Origin of the sequence: Leifsonia sp. YAF41 (assembly GCF_052113185.1) — a bacterium.
Lineage (GTDB): Bacteria > Actinomycetota > Actinomycetes > Actinomycetales > Microbacteriaceae > Cryobacterium.
Genome location: NZ_JBFRCS010000009.1, coordinates 268,129 through 290,876, shown reverse-complemented (window position 1 = coordinate 290,876; position 22,748 = coordinate 268,129). Strand labels below are relative to the sequence as shown.

At 65.1% G+C, this 22,748-nt stretch carries 22 protein-coding genes and 1 tRNA gene; 12 read left to right on the top strand and 11 right to left on the bottom strand.

The window, feature by feature from the left end; all coding sequences use genetic code 11:
* Positions 1-221: 221 nt before the first annotated feature.
* Positions 222-293 (bottom strand) — tRNA-Arg (locus tag AB4Y63_RS11905).
* 83 nt (positions 294-376) lie between these two features.
* Positions 377-1,036: an iron ABC transporter ATP-binding protein gene (locus AB4Y63_RS11900; protein WP_441791256.1), complete on the bottom strand. Its 660-nt coding sequence runs from the start codon at positions 1,034-1,036 to the stop codon at positions 377-379.
* A gap of 241 nt (positions 1,037-1,277) precedes the next feature.
* Here AB4Y63_RS11900 and AB4Y63_RS11895 point away from each other — a divergent pair, with 241 nt between their 5' ends.
* The 3 genes from AB4Y63_RS11895 (at position 1,278) to AB4Y63_RS11885 (ending at position 4,253) form a co-directional block, all read left to right on the top strand.
* Positions 1,278-1,682 (top strand): cupin domain-containing protein, encoded by a 405-nt coding sequence (locus AB4Y63_RS11895; RefSeq protein ID WP_441791255.1) that lies wholly within the window; start codon positions 1,278-1,280, stop codon positions 1,680-1,682.
* A gap of 130 nt (positions 1,683-1,812) precedes the next feature.
* A complete protein-coding gene (gene argS / locus AB4Y63_RS11890; RefSeq protein WP_441791254.1) occupies positions 1,813-3,489 on the top strand; it encodes an arginine--tRNA ligase in 1,677 nt (558 codons plus the stop codon).
* Between the two features lie 2 nt (positions 3,490-3,491).
* Positions 3,492-4,253, top strand: coding sequence for an LmeA family phospholipid-binding protein (locus AB4Y63_RS11885; protein ID WP_441791253.1), 762 nt, complete (start codon positions 3,492-3,494; stop codon positions 4,251-4,253).
* 301 nt (positions 4,254-4,554) lie between these two features.
* Here the strand turns inward: AB4Y63_RS11885 and AB4Y63_RS11880 are convergent, their stop codons facing one another.
* Both AB4Y63_RS11880 and AB4Y63_RS11875 read right to left on the bottom strand, forming a co-directional pair.
* Positions 4,555-5,148, bottom strand: a complete 594-nt coding sequence (locus AB4Y63_RS11880) for a hypothetical protein (RefSeq protein ID WP_441791252.1) — start codon at positions 5,146-5,148, stop codon at positions 4,555-4,557.
* A gap of 146 nt (positions 5,149-5,294) precedes the next feature.
* Entirely contained in the window at positions 5,295-6,233 is a 939-nt protein-coding gene (locus AB4Y63_RS11875; RefSeq protein ID WP_441791251.1) for a LysR family transcriptional regulator, read from the bottom strand.
* A 63-nt stretch (positions 6,234-6,296) separates the two neighbouring features.
* Here AB4Y63_RS11875 and AB4Y63_RS11870 point away from each other — a divergent pair, with 63 nt between their 5' ends.
* The gene (locus tag AB4Y63_RS11870) at positions 6,297-7,238 is read left to right on the top strand and encodes a DMT family transporter (RefSeq protein WP_441791250.1); all 942 of its coding nucleotides are present in this window, start codon (positions 6,297-6,299) and stop codon (positions 7,236-7,238) included.
* A 166-nt stretch (positions 7,239-7,404) separates the two neighbouring features.
* Here AB4Y63_RS11870 and AB4Y63_RS11865 read toward each other — a convergent pair whose 3' ends face one another.
* The 4 genes from AB4Y63_RS11865 to AB4Y63_RS11850 form a co-directional block, all read right to left on the bottom strand.
* A complete protein-coding gene (locus tag AB4Y63_RS11865) occupies positions 7,405-8,241 on the bottom strand; it encodes a carbohydrate ABC transporter permease (RefSeq protein WP_441791249.1) in 837 nt (278 codons plus the stop codon).
* Complete coding sequence (locus tag AB4Y63_RS11860; RefSeq protein WP_441791248.1) at positions 8,238-9,215, bottom strand: carbohydrate ABC transporter permease; 978 nt, start codon at positions 9,213-9,215, stop codon at positions 8,238-8,240. The genes AB4Y63_RS11865 and AB4Y63_RS11860 overlap by 4 nt, the downstream gene beginning before the upstream one ends.
* A 12-nt stretch (positions 9,216-9,227) precedes the next feature.
* On the bottom strand, positions 9,228-10,526 hold the full coding sequence (locus AB4Y63_RS11855) for an ABC transporter substrate-binding protein (RefSeq protein ID WP_441791247.1): 1,299 nt from the start codon (positions 10,524-10,526) through the stop codon (positions 9,228-9,230).
* 75 nt (positions 10,527-10,601) lie between these two features.
* On the bottom strand, positions 10,602-11,828 hold the full coding sequence (locus tag AB4Y63_RS11850) for an aminotransferase class V-fold PLP-dependent enzyme (protein ID WP_441791246.1): 1,227 nt from the start codon (positions 11,826-11,828) through the stop codon (positions 10,602-10,604).
* Positions 11,829-12,109: 281 nt separating this feature from the next.
* Here AB4Y63_RS11850 and AB4Y63_RS11845 point away from each other — a divergent pair, with 281 nt between their 5' ends.
* From AB4Y63_RS11845 to AB4Y63_RS11830, 4 genes are all read left to right on the top strand, one after another.
* The gene (locus AB4Y63_RS11845; protein WP_441791245.1) at positions 12,110-12,799 is read left to right on the top strand and encodes a FadR/GntR family transcriptional regulator; all 690 of its coding nucleotides are present in this window, start codon (positions 12,110-12,112) and stop codon (positions 12,797-12,799) included.
* 123 nt (positions 12,800-12,922) lie between these two features.
* The gene (locus AB4Y63_RS11840) at positions 12,923-13,339 is read left to right on the top strand and encodes a YciI family protein (protein WP_441791244.1); all 417 of its coding nucleotides are present in this window, start codon (positions 12,923-12,925) and stop codon (positions 13,337-13,339) included.
* Positions 13,336-14,616, top strand: coding sequence for an RNA polymerase sigma factor (locus AB4Y63_RS11835; protein WP_441791243.1), 1,281 nt, complete (start codon positions 13,336-13,338; stop codon positions 14,614-14,616). The genes AB4Y63_RS11840 and AB4Y63_RS11835 overlap by 4 nt, the downstream gene beginning before the upstream one ends.
* An 11-nt stretch (positions 14,617-14,627) precedes the next feature.
* Positions 14,628-14,936 carry a CHY zinc finger protein gene (locus tag AB4Y63_RS11830; RefSeq protein WP_441791242.1) on the top strand — a complete coding sequence of 103 codons (309 nt, stop codon included), beginning with the start codon at positions 14,628-14,630 and terminating at the stop codon, positions 14,934-14,936.
* Between the two features lie 34 nt (positions 14,937-14,970).
* On the opposite strand, the gene AB4Y63_RS11825 is transcribed toward AB4Y63_RS11830, so the two are convergent.
* The 3 genes from AB4Y63_RS11825 to AB4Y63_RS11815 form a co-directional block, all read right to left on the bottom strand.
* On the bottom strand, positions 14,971-15,246 hold the full coding sequence (locus tag AB4Y63_RS11825) for a hypothetical protein (RefSeq protein WP_441791241.1): 276 nt from the start codon (positions 15,244-15,246) through the stop codon (positions 14,971-14,973).
* A gap of 108 nt (positions 15,247-15,354) precedes the next feature.
* Positions 15,355-16,245 carry an SDR family NAD(P)-dependent oxidoreductase gene (locus AB4Y63_RS11820; RefSeq protein WP_441791240.1) on the bottom strand — a complete coding sequence of 297 codons (891 nt, stop codon included), beginning with the start codon at positions 16,243-16,245 and terminating at the stop codon, positions 15,355-15,357.
* A gap of 27 nt (positions 16,246-16,272) precedes the next feature.
* Complete coding sequence (locus AB4Y63_RS11815; RefSeq protein WP_441791239.1) at positions 16,273-16,803, bottom strand: hypothetical protein; 531 nt, start codon at positions 16,801-16,803, stop codon at positions 16,273-16,275.
* Positions 16,804-17,315: 512 nt separating this feature from the next.
* Between AB4Y63_RS11815 and lysA the strand changes: the two genes are divergently transcribed.
* From lysA to thrB, 4 genes are read left to right on the top strand one after another with little or no spacing between them, the layout of a single operon-like run.
* The gene (gene lysA, locus AB4Y63_RS11810) at positions 17,316-18,773 is read left to right on the top strand and encodes a diaminopimelate decarboxylase (RefSeq protein WP_441791456.1); all 1,458 of its coding nucleotides are present in this window, start codon (positions 17,316-17,318) and stop codon (positions 18,771-18,773) included.
* The gene (locus AB4Y63_RS11805; protein ID WP_441791238.1) at positions 18,770-20,107 is read left to right on the top strand and encodes a homoserine dehydrogenase; all 1,338 of its coding nucleotides are present in this window, start codon (positions 18,770-18,772) and stop codon (positions 20,105-20,107) included. The genes lysA and AB4Y63_RS11805 overlap by 4 nt, the downstream gene beginning before the upstream one ends.
* Positions 20,107-21,213, top strand: coding sequence for a threonine synthase (thrC, locus tag AB4Y63_RS11800; RefSeq protein ID WP_441791237.1), 1,107 nt, complete (start codon positions 20,107-20,109; stop codon positions 21,211-21,213). The genes AB4Y63_RS11805 and thrC overlap by 1 nt, the downstream gene beginning before the upstream one ends.
* Complete coding sequence (gene thrB / locus AB4Y63_RS11795; protein WP_441791236.1) at positions 21,210-22,157, top strand: homoserine kinase; 948 nt, start codon at positions 21,210-21,212, stop codon at positions 22,155-22,157. The genes thrC and thrB overlap by 4 nt, the downstream gene beginning before the upstream one ends.
* The last annotated feature ends 591 nt before the right edge of the window (positions 22,158-22,748 follow it).

The following is a 22,748-nucleotide window of genomic DNA, read 5'->3' as shown; positions in this document are numbered from 1 at the left end:
CGCTGTAGACGACGGGGAATCCGGCCAAGACTCAGTCAGGTCACGCGGTTTCGCGCGAGTCGGCCTAGACATCCGATGCACCCGAAGTGACGCTGGCCAGCGAGCTAGGAATCAAGCTCGCCTCCAAAGGTCTCATCTACGGGGGAATCCTGAGTTGCGTGGTATTGCGCAGTCCGAACTAGGTGGCAAAAGTCCGAACTAGGGTGTCACGTGACAAAATGTGCCCCCACGCAGATTCGAACTGCGGCCCCTGCCTCCGGAGGGCAGTGCTCTATCCCCTGAGCTATGGGGGCCAGGGTGGTCACTACGTTACCAGTATCTGAGCGACGAAAATCCGCCACTCGCGACGGCGCCGGTAACGAAGCGACCCGCGAAACTATCCCAGGTGCGACAACGCCGAAGCCACAAGGGTCTGCGCGTCGCCTGGCTCGAAGAACTCGGTCGAGCTCACCGTTACCCAGTGAGCGCCGGACAGCACCTGTGCGGTGCCCACTCCATCGGCAACGCCAAAGAAGCCCTCGATCGGCGGCGGACCATAGGTCGGAACGATCTTGCTCGACTTCAGTGCCTGATCGATCAGCGTGGTCTGCAACACGTCGTTCGGCTGCGTGACCGACACCTCGATGATCGCGCCACTGGTCTGGTTGAGCCAGCCACACGCCACACCGTCATACTTCACCGCAGTCTTCGCTGCAGCGCCACTCGGCTCGAAACCCGGGTCGGTGCCGTAATTCGGGTTGAACGCATAGACGTCGTCCGGCGTCAGAATCTCGTCGCAGGTGAGCGTGACCGGGATTCCCGTTGCTTCAGGCGTCGGCGTCGGCGTCGGCGTCGCGCTGGGGACATCCGTCGCACCGGGGGTCGCCGATGCAGCGGCGGAAGGCGTCGTCGATGAGCCACCCTTCGGCGGCTCTGCGGCGCAGGCGGTCAAGGCAAGAAGCACGAGCATTCCGGCGGCCATGGGAGCGACGGCGCTCCGACGAACGCGACGGATGGTTGACGGGTGGATGCGTGTAGAAGGCATGAGGGCTGGCACGGGTTTGACCTTAGCAAGCGATCTATGCCGTTCCGGCTATTCAACTTCACGACGCGACAGGTTCCCAGATTCGGGCCACCAGCCAGCCGCCGCCACGCCACCCGGTTGACAGCCGTTCGGCCCGGAATAGCATGAAATGAGCGGCCACGTGCCTGCTCGAATGTCGGCGTGGCCAGCGCAGATCCAACCCAGATCAGATCGAATCCACAATTCCATCAGAACGCAATCCAAGGAGATTGTCATGGCCGACAACGTCGTGAAGCGCCTGGAAGTCAAGTCGCTCGACTTTCCCGACGACCGCCGCACCCCCGACAAGACCACTATCGACGTCAACACGCTTGGCGACTACTCGATCGGGCGCCTCACCTTCGAACCCGGCTGGAGCTGGTCAGGGTGCATCAAACCGGTCGTCGGCACCGAGTTCTGCGAAGTGAACCACGTCGGGTACTGCATCTCGGGCGAAATCGAGGTCGAAACCGCCGATGGTGCCCGCATCCTGATCACCGCAGGCGACACCTACACAATCCCGCCGGGTCACGACGCCCACGTCGTCGGAGACGCCCCGTTCGTCTCGCTCGAGCTCATCGGCGCCCCGAACTACGCGGTCCCGAGCGCAGAGCACCTGCAGAGGCCGCGACTGAGGTAACGCAACCGGCTTGAGATGGCCCCAGGAGCGAGATCGCCTGCCGAGGGGGAGACCGTAGGGAAGAGTCGAGCGAGTCGAGAGAGTTCGCCGTTTTCACGGCGTTCAGCTTCGCGCCCGTAAGATTGAGCGTGTGACTCCTGCTGAACTCTCCCAAGCCCTGTTCGACCTCGTCAACGCGCTCGTTGAGCGACGACGCCAGGCCGGGAACGAGATCGCAGACCTCGGCCTCACCGTCGCCGATGTCACCCTCGAACGCCCGCGCAACCGCGACCACGGCGACTGGGCTTCCAGCATCTCGATGAAGATCGCCAAGCCGCTCGGATCGAACCCGCGCGAGGTCGCCGCCGAACTCGCCGCCGGACTCGAAGCCCTCGACGGCGTCGCATCCGTGGAGATCGCCGGCCCCGGCTTCATCAACATCCGTCTCGAAGCCGCCGCCGCCGGCGCGCTCGCGAAGACCATCGTCGACGCCGGCAGCGCATACGGCACCGGGCACATGTACGACGGCATCAAGATCAACCTCGAGTTCGTCTCGGCCAACCCCACCGGCCCGATCCACATGGGCGGAGTGCGCTGGGCCGCCGTCGGCGACAGCCTCGCTCGCGTGCTGCAGGCTGAGGGCGCGGATGTCACGCGCGAGTACTACTTCAACGATCACGGTTCGCAGATCGACCGCTTCGCTCGCAGCGTTCTCGCCGCCTACCTCGGCGAGCCCACGCCGGAAGACGGCTACGGCGGAGCGTACATCGCCGACATCGCCGCCAACGTCGTCGCCCTGTGTGACGGCGACATCGCCGCCCTGCCGCGGGACGAGCAGCAGGAAGTCTTCCGCGCGGTCGGCGTCGAGCTCATGTTCACCGAGATCAAAGAAAAGCTGCACGGCTTCGGCGTCGACTTCGATGTCTACTTCCACGAAGACTCGCTGCACGAGTCGGGTGCGGTTGAACGGGCCATCGAGCGCCTGCGCGAACAGGGCCACATCTTCGAAGAAGACGGCGCCATCTGGCTCCGCACCACCGATTTCGGCGATGACCGCGACCGCGTCATCATCCGCTCGAACGGTGAACCCGCCTACATCTCGGGCGACATCGGCTACTACCTCGACAAGCGTGAGCGCGGCTTCGACCAAAACCTCATCATGCTCGGCGCCGACCACCACGGCTACGTCGGCCGCATGATGGCCATGGCCGAGGCGTTCGGCGATACCCCCGGCGTTCACCTGCAGATTCTGATCGGTCAGATGGTCAACCTGCTGCGCGACGGCGAGCCGGTACGCATGTCCAAGCGCGCCGGAACCATCGTCACCCTCGACGACCTCGTCGACGCCGTGGGCGTGGATGCCGGTCGCTACGCCCTGGTGCGCTCAAGCAGTGACTCGCAGCTCGACATCGACCTCGACCTGCTCGGCAAGCACACCAACGAGAACCCCGTCTTCTACGTGCAGTACGCCCATGCACGCACCTGCTCGGTGGCCCGCAACGCTGCTGCATCCGGTGTCGACCGCTCGGTCTTCGCGCCCGAACTGCTCGTGCACGACAGTGAGTCGGCTCTGCTCGGTGTGCTGCAGGAGTTCCCGCGCGTCGTCGCCCAGGCCGCCGAACTGCGTGAACCGCACCGCGTTGCCCGTTACATCGAAGAGGTCGCCGGCTACTACCACCGCTGGTACGACAACTGCCGCGTCATCCCGCTCGGTGAAGAACCCGTCACCGACGTGCACCGCACCCGTCTCTGGCTGAACGACGCCACCGGTCAGGTCATCCGCAACGGCCTCGGCTTGCTCGGCGTCTCCGCTCCCGAGAAGATGTAGTCATGGCCGCCACTGTGAGTCGCCGCAACCGTGTTCTGATCATTGTCGGCGCCTCGGTGGTCGCACTGATCGTACTGTTCTTCGTCGCCGATGCGATTGCGCGCAACGTCGCTCAGAGCAAGGTCGAGCAAGAGATCTCCAGCAACCTGCCGGAGGGCGTGACCGGCGACGTCAACGTGGCGATCGGCGGATTCTCGGTGATCGGCCAGTTCTTGGCCGGCAACTTCGAGCAGGTGCAGCTCACCTCATCGAATCTCGCGGTGAACGGGGCGACGGCCGTGGTCGATGTCGTGGCGAAGGATGTTCCCACCAACACCGCGAAGCAGATCGGCTCGGTCACGGGCACGATCGATCTCGACCAGAAGTCGCTGAACACGCTGCTGAGCCAGGCCGTCAACGTTCCGGATGCGACGCTGGAGCTGCGCGACGGTGACGTGAGCTACTCGGGTTCGATCGAGGTGTTCGGAACGTCGATCGGTTACACGGCGACGGCGGTTCCGCAGGCGGCCGGCGACACGCTCTACCTCACGCCGACCTCGGCGGAACTGACCAGCTCGCTCGGCTCACTCGACGTGAGCGGGGTTGTCAACCTCATTCTCGGGCAGAAGCCGGTGGCCATCTGCGTCGCCGAGTACCTGCCGGAAGGTGTCACCCTGACCGGCGTCGACGTCACGCCGGAGCGCCTGCAGATCACGTTGGCGTCGAACACGCTCTCGCTGTCGCCGGATGCGCTGAACACGTTGGGCAGCTGCTCGGCGGGTTAGCGATCAGTAGTCGAGCCCGGCCGGTGGTCGAGCTTGTCGAGACCTCGCTCGCCGTTCTCGAGACGCTGGCTGGCGCTCGCTCCTTAACAGGCTCGATCACCGCTACTTTTCATCGTAGATAGAAAGCCTGCTTCCATCCCAGCGCACTTGTGCACCGGGACTGGAGAAGAATTCCAGTCCTGACGCGGCGAATACCTCGCTCGTTTTGCAGATGTAATCCGACGTTCCGTCGCTTGGGTACGTCATGTACAGGCAGTATCCGCCTGCGCTGGTTCTCGCGACCCAGAGGTTCCAGGGGAACTCACCCGGGGGCCTGCATCACAAGCCGGGAGGTCGCCGGATCGATCGAGCTGCCCGATCCGAGATCGGCAACCGGATACGGGAGCTCGTCCGCTGCGGTTCGTTCGCGGTTGAACCAACGCTCTGCGGCTTGGGGATCAGCGGGCCAATCGCGCTCAGTAAGCGGCGCGACGGCAGCGTGGCTCGTCGGCGCCACTGACGGACGAGCCGCTGAATCCGACGCACTGCCGCTCGCTGCGGCCCCACCGATCGCTCCGATGACGACCAGGCCGACTGCGACCACCGGGATCAGCCAACGGGGAGCTCTCTGAAGCAGGCGATGGGGAGAGTTTGGCTCGACGAAGCCGTCGATTGGAGTCCTGCCCGCGGGCTCGTCCGCGCGCTGCAAGCCAGTGCCGCCAACATCCGTGGCGGCGCCTTCAGCGTCGTGGGAATCAGCATCCTGGGCATCGGCAGCAACACGGACGGCTGCCGCTTCCTCCGCCTGTAGCTGCCGCAGCGCCTCGTCGGCGCGCGTTTTCTCGGCGGGGGAGTCGGCGCGCCCGAACGCGAAGCGTTGCAGTTCTACGCGGTGCGCCTTGTCGTCGGCCGTCATGTCGTGAGCGTACCGGGTCGATCCGCGCCGCTCTGGCGCGAGATCGGGATGTGTATTTTCGCTTCTGAACTACAGGGTCAATTGAGCCTGAAGTTCAGAAGCGAAAAAGGGCAGTCCCCGTGCAAGGTGGAGGCGGCGTTCCCCGATCAGTGGCCATCGCCGGAGCCGATTGGAGCCGGCACCAGACGTCCAGCCGAGTCGGCCAGAAGCGCGAGAATGCGTTGCGCGCCCAGGTCGGCGGCTGTCGCTTGCCGCGTCACGACCGTGTCGTACCGAACCACCGGAACAGTCAGGGAGCGCAGCGTCACCCCGGCCGGCAGTTGGCCAACGGTGAGCTGCGGCACCAGCGCGACCCCAGCGCCCGCAGCCACGAGCGCGAGAATGACCGAGAAGTCGGTGGCCTCGGCGACGATCCGCGGGGTGAATCCGGCCAGGCCGCACGCGCGCTGCACCATCTCGTAACAGGACCAGTTGCGGTGCGGAACAACCCAGTCGGCCGTCGCATACCCGGCCAGCTCGACATCGGAGGGATCGGAAGGATCGGCGCGTGAGGCCAGCCATACCGTCTCGGATGCGAGGGGAGCGGTCACGAGATTGGGCGAAAGCGTCGCCGGCAGATTCGAATAGGAGTGGCTCAGCGCGATGTCGACCTCCCCGGCAGCGAGAGCCGGAAGCGAGTCTTCGGGTTCCATCTCGATGAGTTCGATCCTCACGCCCAACTCCGGGTTCTCGCGCAGGATCGCCCAGGTGTCGGCGACGATTGAGCGCGCGATCGACGGGAACGCGGCCACACGGTAGGTGCCTGCCGAGCCTTCTTGCAGCGCGATGACTTCCATTTCGGCCAGCGAGAGCATCTCCACCAGAGAACGCCCATGTGACGCGAGCAGCCGCCCGGCCGGCGTGAGCGTGAGCCGCCGACCGTTGCGTTCGGTGAGCGACAGTCCCACTTCCCGTTCGAGAGCGGCGAGCTGCATCGACACCCCGGGGGCGGTCAAATGCAGCGTTTGGGCGACGGCGGCGATCGTGCCGAGCCGCTCGAGCTCGGCGAGCATGCGTAGTTTTCGGAGGTCCAACACATCAACCATACTTACGCCTCTAAGCAGAAGAAGTAAATAGATATGTTGACGAATGTCGGCAAAGCTGAAGTTATGCGATCCCCTCGAGCCCTCCTCTCCGGCCTGGCCGTCGTCGTGCTCTGGGCGAGCGCTTTCCCGGCAATCCGCGTTGCGGCCCCCGAGCTCGGCGTGGCCGGCCTCTCCCTCGCCCGGTTGGCGATCGCTGCCCTGCTGCTCCTGGTGCTGGCCCCGATCCTCAAGGTCCGCATTCCGGCCCGGCGCGACCTCCCGCTGATTCTCGCCTGCGCGTTCTTCGGCATGGCCGCCTACCAAGTGCTGCTGAACTGGGGCGAACTCGACGTTCCGGCCGGCACCGCGAGCATCATCGTGGCCGCCGCTCCGCTCGTGAGCGTCGCTATCGCGGCAGGACTGCTGGGCGAGCGACTCACCGGCCTGAAAATCATTGGTAGCGCCGTGGCTCTCGCGGGTGTCGCCCTGGTCTCCCTGACCCGCTCGGGCTTCACCGCATCATCCGCCCTCTGGATTGTGATCGCGGCCATGGTCGTGCAGGGCATCTATCACCCGCTCACCAAGCCGCTGCTCAAGAAGTACTCGGGCCTGGAGGTGGCGACGTATTGCATGGTGGGCGGCGCAGTCATGCTGCTGCCGACCGTGCCATTCGCCTGGGCCGATCTCGGCCAGGCCAGCCCGGCGGCGTGGTGGTCAGCCGCGTACCTCGCGGTGCTTCCGTCGGCGCTCGGTTTCGTGCTCTGGGGCTACGCCGTCGCGCGGATTTCGATGGCCACGTCGACCTCGCTGCTGTACCTGGTTCCGCCGGTCGCCGTGCTGATCTCATTCGTCTGGTTGGGGGAGGTGCCCTACCCGGGCGAGCTCGTCGGCGGAGCCGTGGTGATCGTGGGGGTTGTCACGGTGGTGCTTGGCGACCGTCTGCGCGTTCGCTGGTCCAGCACAAGGCCGGTGGTCGAGCTTGTCGAGACCGGCCAGCGAGATCTCGACAAGCTCGATCACCGGTAGCTTGTCGAGACCCCGTCACGAGATCTCGACAAGCTCGATCACCGGGAGCGCTCGATCACCGGGAGCTTGTCGAGACCCCGTCACGAGATCTCGACAAGCTCGATCACCGGGAGCGCTCGATCACCGGGAGCGCTCGATCACCGGGAGCGCTCGATCGACGATCGATCTAGCCCTTGACCGCCCCGGCGGTCAGGCCCTGCACGATGTAGCGACTCGCGAACGCGAAGAGCAGCATCGTCGGGAGGATCGTGAGCACCGCGGCAGCCGACATCGAACCCCAGTCGATGTTGAAGCTCGAGATGAAGCCATTCAGCGCGGTCGGGATTGTCTTGTTGGAGTCCCGGTTCATCAACGTGACCGACAGGAACAGCTCGTTCCAGCAGTTCACGAAGTTGAAGATGAACGCCGCGACGATTCCCGGTTTCATCACCGGAACGATCACCTTGAACAGCGCGCCGAGCCGGGACAAACCGTCGATCATTGCCGCTTCCTCGAGCGCGTCGGGCACATTGGCGAAGAAGCCGCGCAACATGATCGTCGAGAACGGGATGCAGACGGCGATGTAGATGAGCATCAGCCCCATCTTGTTGTCGACCAGGCCCAGGTTCACCATCATCAGGTAGAGCGGGCCGAGGGCGATGAAGGCGGGAATCATCTGGGTGACCAGAAACGCCATCAGCAGCAGACCCTTGCTCCGAAACTCGAACCGGGCCAGCACATAGGCCGAGAGCATCGAGATCAGGGTCGCCAGGGTTGCCGCCACCGTGGCGACGAGCAGGCTGTTGCCGATGTAGGTGCCGAACTGGGCCTTCTCGAACAGGCCGATGTAGTTCTCAAACGAGAACACCTCTGGCCAGTAGGTGAGCGGGTAGCTGAAGATCGCCCCGGGCGTCTTGAACGAGGTGATGATGATCCAGTAGAGCGGGAAGATCGTGATGACCAGCCACAGCCCGAGGAACAAGACCCGAACAACACGGGCCGGAATCGTTTCTCTGTCAATCACGACTGAACCGCCTTCTTCTCACGAATGGCCATCAGATAGAAGGCAGAGAACACAATCAGGATCGCCACGATGATCAGGCCGATCGCCGAAGCCATGCCGTAGTCGCCGCGCTGCGTGGTCTGGATCATCCAGGTGGTCACGATGTGCGTCTGGTTGGCCGGCCCACCGCCGGTCATGGCCCAGATGATGTCGGGAAAGTTGAAAATCCAGATCACGCGCAGCAGGATCGTCAGAGCCAGGGTCATCCGGATGTACGGAATCGTGATCTGGAACAGGGTCCGCACCTTGCCGGCGCCGTCGAGTGCGGCGGCTTCGAAGAGTTCGTCGGGCACCGACTGCAGCGCGGCGAGAATCATGATCGCGAAGAACGTCACGCCGTACCAGACGTTGGCGATCGTGACGGCGATCATCGCCGTCGTCGGGTCGGCCAGCCAGGGGATGGGGGTGTCGATCAGGCCGGCTTTCTGCAGCAGGTCATTGATCACGCCAAACTCGCTGTTGAACATCCAGCGGAACAGGATGCCGATCAGAAAGCCGGAGATCGCCCACGGAAAGAAGATGAGGGCCTGGTACAGGCCACGGAACCGAAACTTGCGGCGCAACCACAGCGCAATCGCGAAGCCGATCACGAGCTGCGGAATGATCGAGCCGATCACCCAGACCGCGGTGTTGCGCAGCACCGTGTAGAAGACGGGGTCGGCAAAAATCGTCTGAAAATTCTTGAGCCCGACAAACGAGGTGTCCGAGAGGTTGGAGAGGTTCCAATTGCGAAACGCCATCTGGCTGCCCGAGAGCATCGGGTAGTAGATGAACACCGCGACGAACAGGATGGCCGGAGCCATGAATCCCAAGATCGTCAGGCCCTTGCGCATGGTGAACGAGCGTTTCCGCGAGTAGCGGATGCGGGCCGGCGGCCCCGCCGGAGCGCCCGCGGTCTGCGGGCGCTCCAGGGTCTCAGTGAGTGTTTGAGTCATGGGGAGTGTGGCCTAGGAGTTCTTCCACTTGTCGGTCCAGTAGCTGTCCCAGCTCGCGAGCAGCTCTTCCTGCGTCATCTGACCGATCAACACCTGCTGCAGTTCGGAGTCAGACTTCTGAATCCATTCGGTCCACCAGGCGGAGTCCCGAGGCTGCACCGCGGTGATGTAGGTGTCGGGGTTCTCGTTCATCGTGACGTAGCTGGCCCAGGCGCCGGTCTTGTAGAACTCGCTGTCGGCGGCATCCTTCAGAATCGGCACGAGGCTGTTCTTCTGTGCGAACGTCGTCGCCGCGTCGCCCTCGGAGAGGAACGAGATCAGCTTGGCTGCTTCTGCCTTGTGCTCGCTCTTCGCTGCGGTGCCCCAGCCCGCCGTGGCCATGGGCTGGATTGCCTTGCCGGTCGGGCCGGTGAGCAGGGGAGCGGTGTTCCACTGGTCGGCGGTGACGGAGGTCGATTCAGAGATCGTCGCGATGACCTCGGGGTCCTGCAGCAGGAACGCCGTGGAACCGTTCGAGAACGCCTCGACCATTTCGGGGTAACCCCAGGCCACCGACGAGGGCGGGGACGCCTGCTCGAAGATGTTGAAGTAGGTCTTCAGCGCGTCACGCGCCTCCGGAGCCGAGAAGATCGTCTTGCCGTTGGTCAGCTTGAACGCGTTGTCCTGGTCGATCTGATCGGCCACGAACGCCTCGATCGCGACAACGACGTTCGAGTTTCCGTTTGTGCCGCCACGGAACGCGTAGCCGAACTTGTTCTTGTCGGGATCCTGGATGGCAGTCGCCTGCTCGAGCAGGTCATCCCAGCTGGTCGGCGGGGCGCTGAAACCGGCTTCCTTCACCAGGTCGGAGCGGTAGAAGAGGCTGAGCCCGTAGAAGCCGTACGGCACGTAGTAGGTCTTGCCGTCAGCGGTCTTGGCGTACTTCGCGGCGTTGTCGGTGAGGTTGTCCCAGCCCTTCCAATCGGCCAGCTCGGTCGACATGTCAGACAGCCAGCCGTTGGCTACGAATGAGCCAACCGTGATGTCGCGCACCTCAAGTACGTCGACTCCGCTGCCGGCCTGCAGCATCTGCTGAATCTTCTGGTCGGCCTGATCGGTGGGAGGGGAGATCAGTTCGACATTGATGCCTGGATTCTCCGCCTCGAATTCTGAGATGAGGCCCTTGATGACCTCGGTGCGTGCCGGGTTGGTCAGGCTTTCGACCATCTGCAGCGTGACGGTACCGTCGCTCGGAGTGGCGGAGCATCCGCTGAAGGCGAGCGCTGCGACGAGACCGAGACCGAGACCGACGAATGACTTCTTGAGAGTCACAGTTTTCCTCTTTTCATGGTGATGGTGTGGTGGAGCGATGATGGTGCAGGTTCGTGATGCGTGAAACGGGTGAAGCTAGGCGCGCGTTGCCGCGCGCGCCCACTCGCCCAGCACGGGAACACAGTGCAGGGCGAAGTAGTCGAAGTCGGCCGCCGTGTTGTACACGTGGGTCGACAGTCGGTAGTAGCCGATGCCTTCGAAGCTCGTGAAGGCGCCCTCGACGCCGAGTTCGGCGATCACCCGGTCGCGCAGAGCGTTGGCATCGTCATGGGTTTCGGCCAGGCCGGCGGGAAGTCGCACCAGGCGCAACCCGTTGACGGGCATCCCGACGTCGACCCGGTGGTCTTCTCCGGTGAGTGCGCCGAATGCGTCGGCGATGGTGTGTTCGGCGTAGTCGGCCAACTCGGTCAGGTAGCTGCGCGCGGCATCCCAGCCCCAGGTCTCCTCGATGAAGTCGAGTGCGGTGGGGGCGGCGAGGTAGCTCGTCTGATCGAGGGTGCCCTGGCTGTCGAACCGGTCGGGAAACGGAAACGGCGCGCCCCAGGAATCGATCAACGGGTAGAGCTCCTCGGCGAGCGGGCCCTGCGCGACGAGCGCGGCCGTGCCGCGGGGCGCGCAGCCGAACTTGTGCAGGTTGCCGAGCCAGAAGTCGCAGTCGAGGCCGTCGAGTGGGCGGTCGTAGAGGCCGGGAACGTGGGCGCCGTCGACCAAGGTGGGGATTCCGCGGAGGCGGGCCTCGGCGGCGATCGACTGCACCGGAAGCAACCGGGCGGTCGGGGAGGTGATCTGGTCGATGACGATCAAGCCGGTCGCATCGGTGACTTCGGCCATGATCGCGTCGTGAGCCTCGGCGGCGGTGGCATTCAGCGGAACGTGGGCCGTGCGCACCGTTCCATTCCAGCGCCGGGCTAGCCGCTCAGCGCCCATGGTGACCGCGCCGTAGCCGTGGTCGGTGACGACAATCTCGACGCCTTCCCGCACTGGCAGGGAGGTGAAGACAACACTGGCCCCGCCGCTCGCGTTCGGAACCAGTGCGGTGATGCCGGGGTCGACGCCGAGAAAGTCGGCAATAGCCAGACGGGCTTCCTTCACGCGGTCGGGCAGGGCCGGAAACCACGCGACCGGGGCGGCATCCATCTCGGCGCGCAGCGCATTCTGGTGCAACTGCGCCACCAGTGGAACCGCGCCGAACGAGCCGTGGTTGATGTGAATCGAGTCGGTGTCCAATGTCCAGGCCGCGGCGGCGGGCCGGCCGTCAGGCAGCGAGAGGGCGAGGGGAGCGGTGGCTCGGATGGTGCTCATATGCCGGCGGGTTTCCTGTCTGTTCACGAGGGGGAGGTGCGTACGACTCTAGTGAGAGATCAGATGACTTCGATTACATCTTTGTTTCAAGGCCGTGAACAGTGAGCTTAGGGGGCAAATGCCAAAAAGTCATCTAACAACTTTGTTGCAGAGGGTGTGAGCGATGATTATGCTTGAAACCAAGAGAAAATGCCGCGTCGGTGGGTGCTGCCCCGCTACCATGTGGCATGCGGACGCGGCGAGACCGGCGTCTGCGACGTGAGACCAACGAGGGGAACCGGATGTCTGCTGTCGACGACGCATTTCACGGCTTGCGGCAGATGATTTCCTCTGGACGCCTCGTCGCAGAGCAAAAATTTCCGCCGGAGTCCGAACTCTGCGACGAACTCGGCGTCTCCCGCGGGTCGCTGCGTGAAGCGGTGCGGATGCTGTCGGCGCTCGGCGTGATCGAATCGCGGCATGGTTCGGGAACGTATGTCTCGCAGCTGCGCGCCGAGGAGATCATCGGGTCGCTCGCGCTGACCGTCGACCTGCTTCCGCTCTCGGGACTGCTCGACATGTACGAGCTGCGTCGCGTCTTGGAAGCTCACGCGGCGGCGCAGGCCGCGGCGCGCGTCTCGACCGACACCGAGGCCGAGTTGCTCAGCCTGATCGAGCAGATGGAAGCCACCGACGACACCGAGCTCGCCTCGGCGTGCGATGCCCGCTTTCATGAGGCGATCGCCGAAGCGGGCGGCAACCCCACCCTGATGGCGTTGCTCGGCGTGTTTCGTTCGCGTTCGCGTGCCTATCAAGTTTTCGAGCTGCCGAACGGCGCGGAACTCAAACGAATCAGCGATCTCGGTCACCGGGCCATCGCCGACGCGATTTTTGCGCGCGACCCTGCTGCGGCATCCGCGGCGGCTGCGGCCCACGTGGCGCAGACCGACGCCTGGCTGCGGCTCTACCAGCCGCCTCTCTCGGAGAAGTAGTAGTCCTCACGAAAAAGTTTGCGTCTCGTGTCGATTGCAACGGGTCCCGTTCGACGTCAGAGTATGAGGTAAAGCTGCCTCATCTCGAAATGATTCACAACGAACAAAGGAACGTGATCCGCCATGAAGTTCATGCTGCTGCTCAAGGCCGATGAGAACACCGAGTCGGCCGCGACTCCGACAGACGAAGACTTGAACGCAATGGGGCGCTACAACGAAGAACTCATCGCCGACGGCGTGCTGCTGGCCGGCGAGGGACTGCACGGGAGCGCCTCTGGCGCCCGGGTCGAGTTCTCCGACGACGACCGCACGGTCATCGACGGCCCGTTCACCGAGACCAAGGAACTCATCGCCGGCTTCTGGATCATCCAGGCCGCCTCCCGCGAGGAGGCCATCGAGCGGGCCAAGCGCGTGCCCCTCAAGACTGGTGAGATCGAGGTGCGCCAAGTCTTCGACGTGTCGGAGTTCGATCAGGACAACGAGTTCGTGAAGAAAGAGATCCAGTGGCGCGAGGAGCACGGGGAGTCCCGCACCGCGTGACCGAAACGAACCGCGCGATTGAGGCGGTCTGGCGCATGGAGTCAGGCCGCCTCATCGCCACGCTCGTGCGGTTGGTAGGCGATATCGACCTCGCCGAAGAACTGGCGCAGGATGCCCTCGTCGAGGCGCTGGAGCAGTGGCCGCAGTCCGGCATCCCGCGCAACGCCGGTGCCTGGCTCACGGCCATCGCCAAACGCCGGGCCATCGACAACTGGCGCCGTCAAGAAACCCTCGGCAAGAAGTACGGCATGCTCGCCGCCGACCTGAGCACCGACGAGCGCACCTCGCTGCATCCCGGCGACGCGGATGTTGAGGCGCTCGACGACCCGGTCGGCGACGATCTGCTGCGGCTCATCTTCATCGCCTGCCACCCGGTCATCTCACGTCAGGCCCGGGTCGCGCTCACTCTCCGGCTGCTCGGCGGGCTGTCGACCGACGAGATCGCTCGCGCTTTCCTCACTCCGCCGGCCACTGTCGCGCAACGGATTGTGCGCGCCAAACGCACGATCTCCGAGGCGCACGTTCCGTTCGAGGTGCCCTCCCGTGCCGAGTTCGGCGCTCGTCTGAGCTCGGTGCTCGAAGTGATCTACCTCATCTTCAATGAGGGGTACTCGGCCACAGCGGGCGACGACTGGATGCGCCCGGCCCTCTGCGAAGAGGCGCTTCGGCTGGGCCGGGTGCTCGCGGGGCTCATCCCGGGCCAATCAGAGGTGCACGGTCTCGTTGCCCTGCTGGAGATCCAAGCCTCCCGGATGGGTGCCCGCACGAATCGCAGCGGAGAACCGGTGCTGTTGCTCGACCAGGACAGGTCACGCTGGGATCAGATGCTGATCCGTCGCGGGCTGACCGCGCTGGCGAGATCCCAAGCCGTGTCGCGTGGTGTCGCGCCGGGGCCATACCTGCTGCAGGCATCCATTGCGGCCTGCCACGCCCGCGCCCGCCGGGCCGACGAGACCGACTGGGCTCGCATCGCCGCGCTCTACGACCAACTGGCCCGGCTCACGCCGTCGCCGGTTGTCGAATTGAACCGGGCCGTCGCGGTCGCGATGGCGGCCGGGCCCGCCGAAGGGCTTCGGATCGTTGACGCGATCGTGGCCACCGGCGCCCTCACCCGCTACCACCTGTTGCCGGCCGTGCGGGGCGATTTGCTGGTGAAACTGGGTCGTTCCACGGAGGCCCGCGGCGAGTTCGAGCGCGCGGCGGATCTCACGCAGAACGAGCGCGAACGGGCGCTGTTGCGCGAGCGCGCGAACGCACCGCACAACTCTCAGATGTGAGACCGTGGAGTGTGGAGATTTACGGCAAGCCGATCGACGACCAGACCCGGTGCGTTCACTACGCAACCGCACTGGATGTCGTCGCGATCAAGTTCGTCTGCTGCGAACGGTTCTACCCGTGCCATCTCTGCCACGAGCAGACCGCGGACCACGAGGCACGCCAATGGCCCATCGAGCGACAGGGCGAACACGCGATTCTTTGCGGGGTCTGCCAACAGACGCTGTCCATTACGACCTACTTTGAGGTCAGCGAATGCCCGCACTGCGCTGCCGAGTTCAACGAGGGCTGCCGGCTGCACAAGCACCTCTACTTCGAGTAGCTACTCGACGGTCAGGCGAGCCATCCGCAGTGGGTCAGGCTGAGGGCGTGCCCATACCGGGCTGAACCGGCACGTAGTCGATGCTGCTCTTGGACTGCACCGTCTTGGCCGGCCGGCGAGAGAACCCTTTGGCGTCGAGGTGATTCTCGGCGCGGAACTCGGCCTGAGCCGCGTCGTAGAACTCGTTGAGCTGGCTCCCTGAGAACTGCTCGACCGAGCCATCGGTGAAGGCGATCGCAATCGCGACGGTCTGCGGAAAGTGCTTGTTCATGCGGATGTAGCCATCGGCATCCTGCTTGAGCGTGATCATCGTGATTCCTGACTTCGTGAGTGTGACACTTTAGTCTCGCGCATTCGGCAGTCTCGAGACGCTCGCTGGCGCTCGCTCCTCGACCAACGAGGCTCAATCACCGAACCCTCAGCGAACCGCCGCGACCCCGGTCAGCTTCTCGGCCGCAGCCCAGAGATCGCCGGCGAGCGCCAGATCGCGCGCCTGCTTGCTCGACGCTCCGTTGGGTTGTACCCCGTCGAAGTAGGTTCCGCTCGGCGACGGAATCGACTCGGCTGTGGCCAGATGCACCAGGGGAGCGGCCCCGGCCTGCGGGGTGATGCTCAGGCCCCCGTTGCCGAAGAGCGCGCCGACCTTCATGAGTCGTGAATCGGCGCCAAAGCGTGTGCTCACGAAACCCGGGTGGAATGAGTACGCGGCGATTCCGGTGTCCCGGGTGCGACGCGCGAGCTCACGCGTGAACAGAATGGTCGCGATCTTCGCGGTGCCGTACGCGCGCCAGCCTCCGTTCCAGCGCCGCTTCTCCCAATCCAGGTCGTCGAGGCGAAGCTGGCCGACCCGGTTGGCCACGCTCGCGGTCGAGATCACCCTGACGGCGTGACCCGCAGCATCCGTCACCGGGTCGATGCCCGCAGCGGATGCTGTCGCCTCGAGACGCGGAAGCAGCAGTCGCGTCAGCAGAAACGGCGAGAGAAAGTTCGACTGAATCGTCAGTTCGTGGCCGTCTTCGGTCATCGTGCGCTTAGAAACGAGGCCGCCCGCGTTGTTGGCCAACACGGTGATTGATGGATAGCGTTCGAGGAGAGCGTCGGCCAGTGCACGCACCTCGCCGAACGAGGCGAAATCGGCGAGAAAAGCCTGCCCACCGACTTCCGCAGCGACGGCCCGAGTCCGCTCGGGATTGCGCCCAACGACGGCCACCTCAGCCCCGCGCTCGGCGAGCGTCTTCGCCGCTTCCCGGCCGAGGCCCGAGCTGGCGCCGGTGACAACAATGGTCATGCCCTGCAGAGTGCGATCCATGGGCTCAGCGTAACGACCGAAGCTTGGCTAGCCCGGGATAGGAAGGTCGGAGATTTCGACCCGCACATTGAGCAGGAACGGAATCGGAACGGGCGACCCCGGCTGCCAATCGGTCAGCGGAATTGCAAAGAGTGTCTGGTAGCTGGTGGACAAGCAAACGATCACGATTGCGATGAGGAGGAGAAGAGATCCGTCGAGTATCCATCTGGCCTGCTGAACGCTCGTGGCGAAGCGTCGCGCAATCGCTACTGCACCGATAACAGTTGCGGCGAGAAGGATGAACACGAGTGAATTCGGCTGCAGCGTCAGGGAGATACACACGGGCGCCACATCGGTGGGATTACCGGCGCTGTCAAGATAGCTGCCGTCTGCGTTCACTCCGCCCGGACAGGTGACTCGGCTCGCGTTGCCCAGAATCCAGTACGCAACGGCGCTGAGCACTGCCGTCGCCACGAGCATGCCGGTGCGGGCTGAGATCAAGCTCGCAATCTGAACGCGGCTCTGCTGCTGTGCCCAGTCGGCCGAATGTGAATCTGTGCGCTCTGAATGTTCGCTCATACGTCCCCCTTTGCACAGTGTCTCATTGCGCGGTTGTAGAAGGAAAGGTTTGCAAGAGCCCGCAGTAATGTTCAGCCCTGACCCCACGCATCCTCGGGGGAGCGATGGTCTTACCCAGGGCTGAACTTTATCGACACCGACCCTCCGCGCCGCCGCCGCAAATCGGAACCAAGCGCGCCCCGCCATGCCGCACACGTTCACGTCATCCGCGCCAGGCCGTTAGGCTCGAACCTGCATCCTGATGCCCAGCGCCGTCAGCCCACACCCCGGCAGCCCGACGGTCACAATTCAGCGCACGCGACAGGCGTTCGCTAGAATCTCGGTATCTGCCAGCGCATCGACGCCCGGCAACCTCTCTTCGCTGGCTTCAGGGACCAATCCGGGTTCGCTCGCCACACAGTGAGACACCCACTCGAACATCCGTGAGGTTTTCACCCGTGGCTACACACGTCTCCGACGACGCACCCAACGCGTCGCATTCTGCCCAACCCGGCGATCAGGCCGGCAATCCGCTGGCCCCCAGCTGGCTGACCGTGCCCGCCGACGCCAACGACTTGAGCCCCGCGCTCTGGCCGAAGACGACCACACGCTCTGCCGACGGCGAGCTGACGATCGGCGGCCTGACGGCATCCGCTCTGGCGGCCGAATTCGGCACTCCTCTTTATGTGATCGACGAGACGGATGCCCGCACCCGCGCTCGCGAAATCCGCACCGCCTTCGAGACCGAGTTCGCCCGCATCGGCACCGCCGTGCGCGTCTACTACGCCGGCAAGGCGTTCCTCTCGACCGAGATCGTGCGCTGGATGCTCGCCGAAGGCCTCAACATCGACGTGTGCACCGGCGGCGAACTCGCCGTCGCGCTCGCCGGGGGAGCACCGGCCAGCCGCCTCGGATTCCACGGCAACAACAAGTCCCTCGCCGAAATCGACGAGGCGACCCGCATCGGCATCGGCACGATCATCATCGACAGCCCGATCGAGATCGAGCGCGTCGCCGCGGCCGCTGCCCGCCACGGAAAAGTGCAATCGGTGCGCCTGCGCGTGAACAGTGGCGTGCATGCCCACACCCACAGTTTCTTGGCCACGGCCCACGAAGACCAGAAGTTCGGGGTCGTTCTTGAGGATGCGCCGCGCCTCGTCGCAGCTATCCGCTCACATGCGAGCCTCGACTTCCGCGGACTGCACTGTCACATCGGCTCGCAGATCTTCGGTGCCGACGGTTTCGCCGAGTCGGCGGCCCGCCTGCTCGCGGTGCACGCCGCCCTGCTCGCCGACGGCCCGGTTCCCGAGCTCAACCTCGGCGGCGGCTTCGGCATCGCCTACACGACCGTCGACACCCCGACCCCGATCGAGGAACTGGCCGCACGCATTGCCGACATCGTGGCCGCCGAGTGCGCGAAGCGGGAGATTGCGATTCCGGCGATCGCCTTCGAGCCAGGCCGTGCCATCATCGGCTCGGCCGGAATCACCCTCTACGAGGTCGGCACGATCAAGCCGGTGCAGGTCGCACAGGCCGACACCGACACGCAGGCCACCCGCCTCTATGTGAGCGTGAACGGCGGCATGAGCGACAACGCCCGCACCGCCCTCTACGAAGCCGACTACTCGGTGCGCATTGCCAACCGCCTCTCCGACGCCGACCCGGCGCTCGTGCGCATCGCCGGCAAGCACTGCGAGAGCGGTGACATCGTCGTCGACGCCGATTACCTGCCCAATGATGTGACCCCCGGCGACCTCGTCGCGGTTCCCGCCACCGGTGCCTACTGCTGGTCGTTGTCGAACAACTACAACCACCTCGGCCGTCCGCCGGTTGTCGCCGTCGTCGACGGCACCGCACGCATCCTGATTCGCGGTGAGACGATCGACGATCTGCTCGCCCGCGACACCGGGGCCACGGCAGGCCCAACGGTCTCGACAAGCTCGACCACTGCGACATCCGAAACCAACGAACTGAAAGACAGCTCACGATGATCGAATACCGCAATTTGCGTGTCGCCCTGCTCGGTGGCGGCTCGGTAGGCGCTCAGGTCGCCCGCCTGCTGCTTGAGCAGCAGGAAGAACTCGCCAACCGCGTCGGCGCCGGCCTCGAACTGATCGGCATCGCCGTGCGCGACGTCAACGCCGAGCGCACCGTCGACCTGCCGCGCGAACTCTTCACCACCGACGCCGAATCCCTCATTCTGGGCGCCGACGTCGTCGTCGAGCTCATGGGCGGAATCGAGCCGGCCCGCAGCTACATCCTGTTGGCGATCAACTCGGGGGCGGATGTCGTCACCGCCAACAAGGCGCTGCTCGCGGCCCACGGCCCCGAACTGTTCGAAGCCGCCGACAAGGTGGGCGCACAGCTCAACTACGAGGCGGCCGTCGCCGGTGCGATCCCGATCGTGCGCCCGCTGCGCGACAGCCTGGCCGGTGACACCGTCAAGCGCATCCTCGGCATCGTCAACGGAACGACGAACTTCATCCTCGACCGAATGGACACCGAGGGCGACACTCTCGAAGAGGCACTCGCCACCGCGACGGCGCTCGGCTATGCCGAAGCCGACCCGACCGCCGACATCGGCGGGTACGACGCGGCGCAGAAGGCCGCGCTGCTCGCGAGCCTCGCCTTCCACACCACGGTTCCCCTCGAAGACGTCTACCGTGAAGGCATTACCAGCGTCACCCCGCAGGAGATCGAATCGGCCCGCAAGGCCGGCTACGTCATCAAGCTCCTCGCTATCTGCGAACGTCTCACCCACCCGACCACGGGTGTCGAGGGCGTCTCGGCGCGGGTCTACCCGGCGTTCGTACACCGCAGCCACCCGCTGGCGGCCGTGCACGGCGCCAACAACGCGGTCTTCGTCGAAGCTGAAGCCGCCGGCAGCCTGATGTTCTACGGTGCCGGAGCCGGGGGAGTCGAAACTGCGTCAGCCGTGCTCGGCGACCTCGTCTCGCTCGCCCGTCGTCACGTTCTGGGCGGACCAGGCGTCGCGGCGTCCAGCCACGCCAACCTGCCGGTCTTCGACATCGGCCATGTCACGACGCGCTACGCGATCACCCTGGAGGTCAGCGATGAGCCCGGCGTGCTCGCCACCATCGCCAGTGTTTTCAGCGATCACGGCGTCTCGCTGGCGCAGGTCGAGCAGTCGATGAACCCGGCCCTGCCCCCCATCGGCAGTCAGGAAGCAGTCTCGGCGACGGCTACCCTGGTTATCACGACCCACGAGGCAACGGAAGCCGCACTTGCGGCCACTGTCACAGCCCTTGCCGCCAACAGCGTCGTCACCAACGTCGCATCCGTTTTGAGAGTTGAAGGAGCCTGATGTCCAGCGAACGAGAGTCCAGCCGGCCCGTTTCACGCCAGTGGCGCGGCGTGCTGCGTGAATACGCCGACCGCCTCGACATTTCGGATGCCACGCCCATCATCACGCTCGGCGAGGGTGGCACCCCGCTGCTTCCTGCTCCGGCGCTCTCCGCCCGCACGGGTGCGAAGGTCTGGATCAAGTACGAAGGAATGAACCCGACCGGTTCGTTCAAGGACCGCGGCATGACCATGGCCGTCTCGAAGGCAATGGAAGACGGCGCGAAAGCCATCATCTGCGCCTCGACCGGCAACACGAGCGCCTCGGCCGCCGCCTACGCCGCGCACGCCGGCATCACCGCCGCCGTGCTCGTGCCGGAGGGCAAGATCGCCATGGGCAAGCTCAGCCAGGCCATCGCCCACAACGCCCAGCTGCTCCAGGTGCAGGGAAACTTCGACGACTGCCTCGACATTGCTCGCGACCTCGCCGCCAATTACCCGGTGCACCTGGTCAACTCGGTCAACAACGACCGCATTGAGGGCCAGAAGACGGCGGCCTTCGAGGTCGTCGAGGTGCTCGAAGACGCTCCTGACTTCCACCTGCTCCCGGTCGGCAACGCCGGAAACTACACCGCCTACTTCCGCGGGTACAGCGAAGAGCTGGCCCGTGGCGCCACCACGAAGCTTCCGCGCATGTTCGGTTTCCAGGCTGCCGGCAGCGCACCGATCGTTCTCGGCAAGCGTGTTGAGCACCCCGAAACCATCGCCAGCGCCATCCGCATCGGCAACCCGGCCTCCTGGGAGCCCGCGCTGGTCGCCCGCGAGACCAGCAACGGTTACTTCGGCGCGATCAGCGACGAGAAGATCCTCGAGGCCTACCGCATCCTCTCGGCCGAGGTCGGAATCTTCGTTGAGCCGGCATCCGCCATCAGCGTTGCAGGTTTGCTCGAACGTGCCGAAGCCGGTCAGATCCCGGCCGGTGCAACCGTCGTGCTCACCGTCACCGGTCACGGTCTGAAGGACCCGCAATGGGCGCTTCGCACCGCCGATGGTTCCGACGTCACGCCGACCATCGTGGCCGTTGACACGGCCGAGGTCGCCAGCGTGCTTGGGCTGGCCAAGGCATGAGCTTGAACCCTCTGCTCGCCGGCCGATCCGTCACCGTGCAGGTTCCCGCGACCAGCGCGAACCTCGGCCCCGGCTTCGACACCCTCGGACTCGCGCTCGCGCTCTACGACCAGCTTGAGGTCAGCGTTCGGGATGCCCCGGGTGCGAGCGTCGAAGTTCATGGCGTCGGCGAAGGCGAGGTGCCCACCGATGAGTCCAACCTCGTCGTGCGTGCCGTCGCGCACACCTTCGCTCACTACGGCGTCGAGCTCCCCGGGCTCAACCTGGTCGCGAACAATGTCATCCCGCACGGCCGCGGCATGGGCTCGTCCGGTGCCGCAATCGTGTCGGGCATCATGGCCGCCAAGGGGCTGCTCGAGGGAATCGTCGAGATCGATTCCGAGGCGCTGCTCGCCCTCGCCACTGAGATGGAGGGGCACCCCGACAACGTCGCGCCCGCCCTCTTCGGCGGATTGACCATCGCCTGGACCACGCCGGAAGGCCCCCGTCATAAGCGTCTCAACGTGCACCGCGGTGTCTCACCGCTGGTCTTCGTTCCCGAGCACGCCATGTCGACGGCGTTGGCTCGCAGCCTGCAGCCGGAATCGGTGCCGCACGAAGACGCCGTCTTCAACGTGTCGCGCTCTGCCCTGCTCATCGCCGCGCTCATCCAGAGCCCAGAGCTCTTGCTCGCGGCCACCGAAGACAAGCTGCACCAGAGCTACCGCGCCGCGGCCATGCCCGAGACCAACCGTCTGATCACGATGCTGCGCGAGCAGGGCTTCGCCGCTGTCGTTTCCGGCGCCGGTCCGTCGGTGCTGGTTCTGGCCAACGACCCCGGTCAGCGTCTCGTCGCGGCCGAGCTCGTTGCTGCGCAGTCGGAGACCCCGTGGCAGGCGCTCATGCTCGCCGTGGACTTCTCCGGTGCGACGGTCGCGCCGACCGCGGTGCGCGTCGACGCGTAACCGGTCTCTTTGCTTCACGGAACTCCTCGTCTGCCGGCTCTCGGTGGGCGGGGAGTTCTGCGTTTCCGGTGGTTCGGGCCATCCGGTGGTCGAGCTTGTCGAGACCTCGCGATCCGCCCTTCATATCCGCCGTCCCAGCGCCGCGCGGGTTGAAAACCGCCGCGCGCGTTGAGTTCAGCTGGCGTCACGGTTTTCAACCCGCGCGGTGCGCAATATGGCGAGCGGATGCCGCCACCACGCCGGCGAGGCAGCGAGCGGATGCCACCCGCCGGCATCCGGGCCCGCTGGCACGATCCGCCTATGCTGCCGCCGACCCCGCCTCGCGCCCCGCGTCACCCCGCCCCGCGTCACCCCGCGCCGCGACACACCGCGACACACCCCCGTTGGGGGTGTCACGATCACCCAGACTCCAGTGCTACGCTTGCTACGCACCCCGTTAGAAGTCGCCCCTCGCGAATCTCTGCCTTCGGTGCATTCCCTGTAACTCACTGCTATCGCGTTCCGTGCGTAGCTGTGTGTGTTCATTCCAATCCACCTTAAACGGGTTGGATCACCCGCAGCGCCTCAGTCGCTGCAACAGCTCTCCTGGCA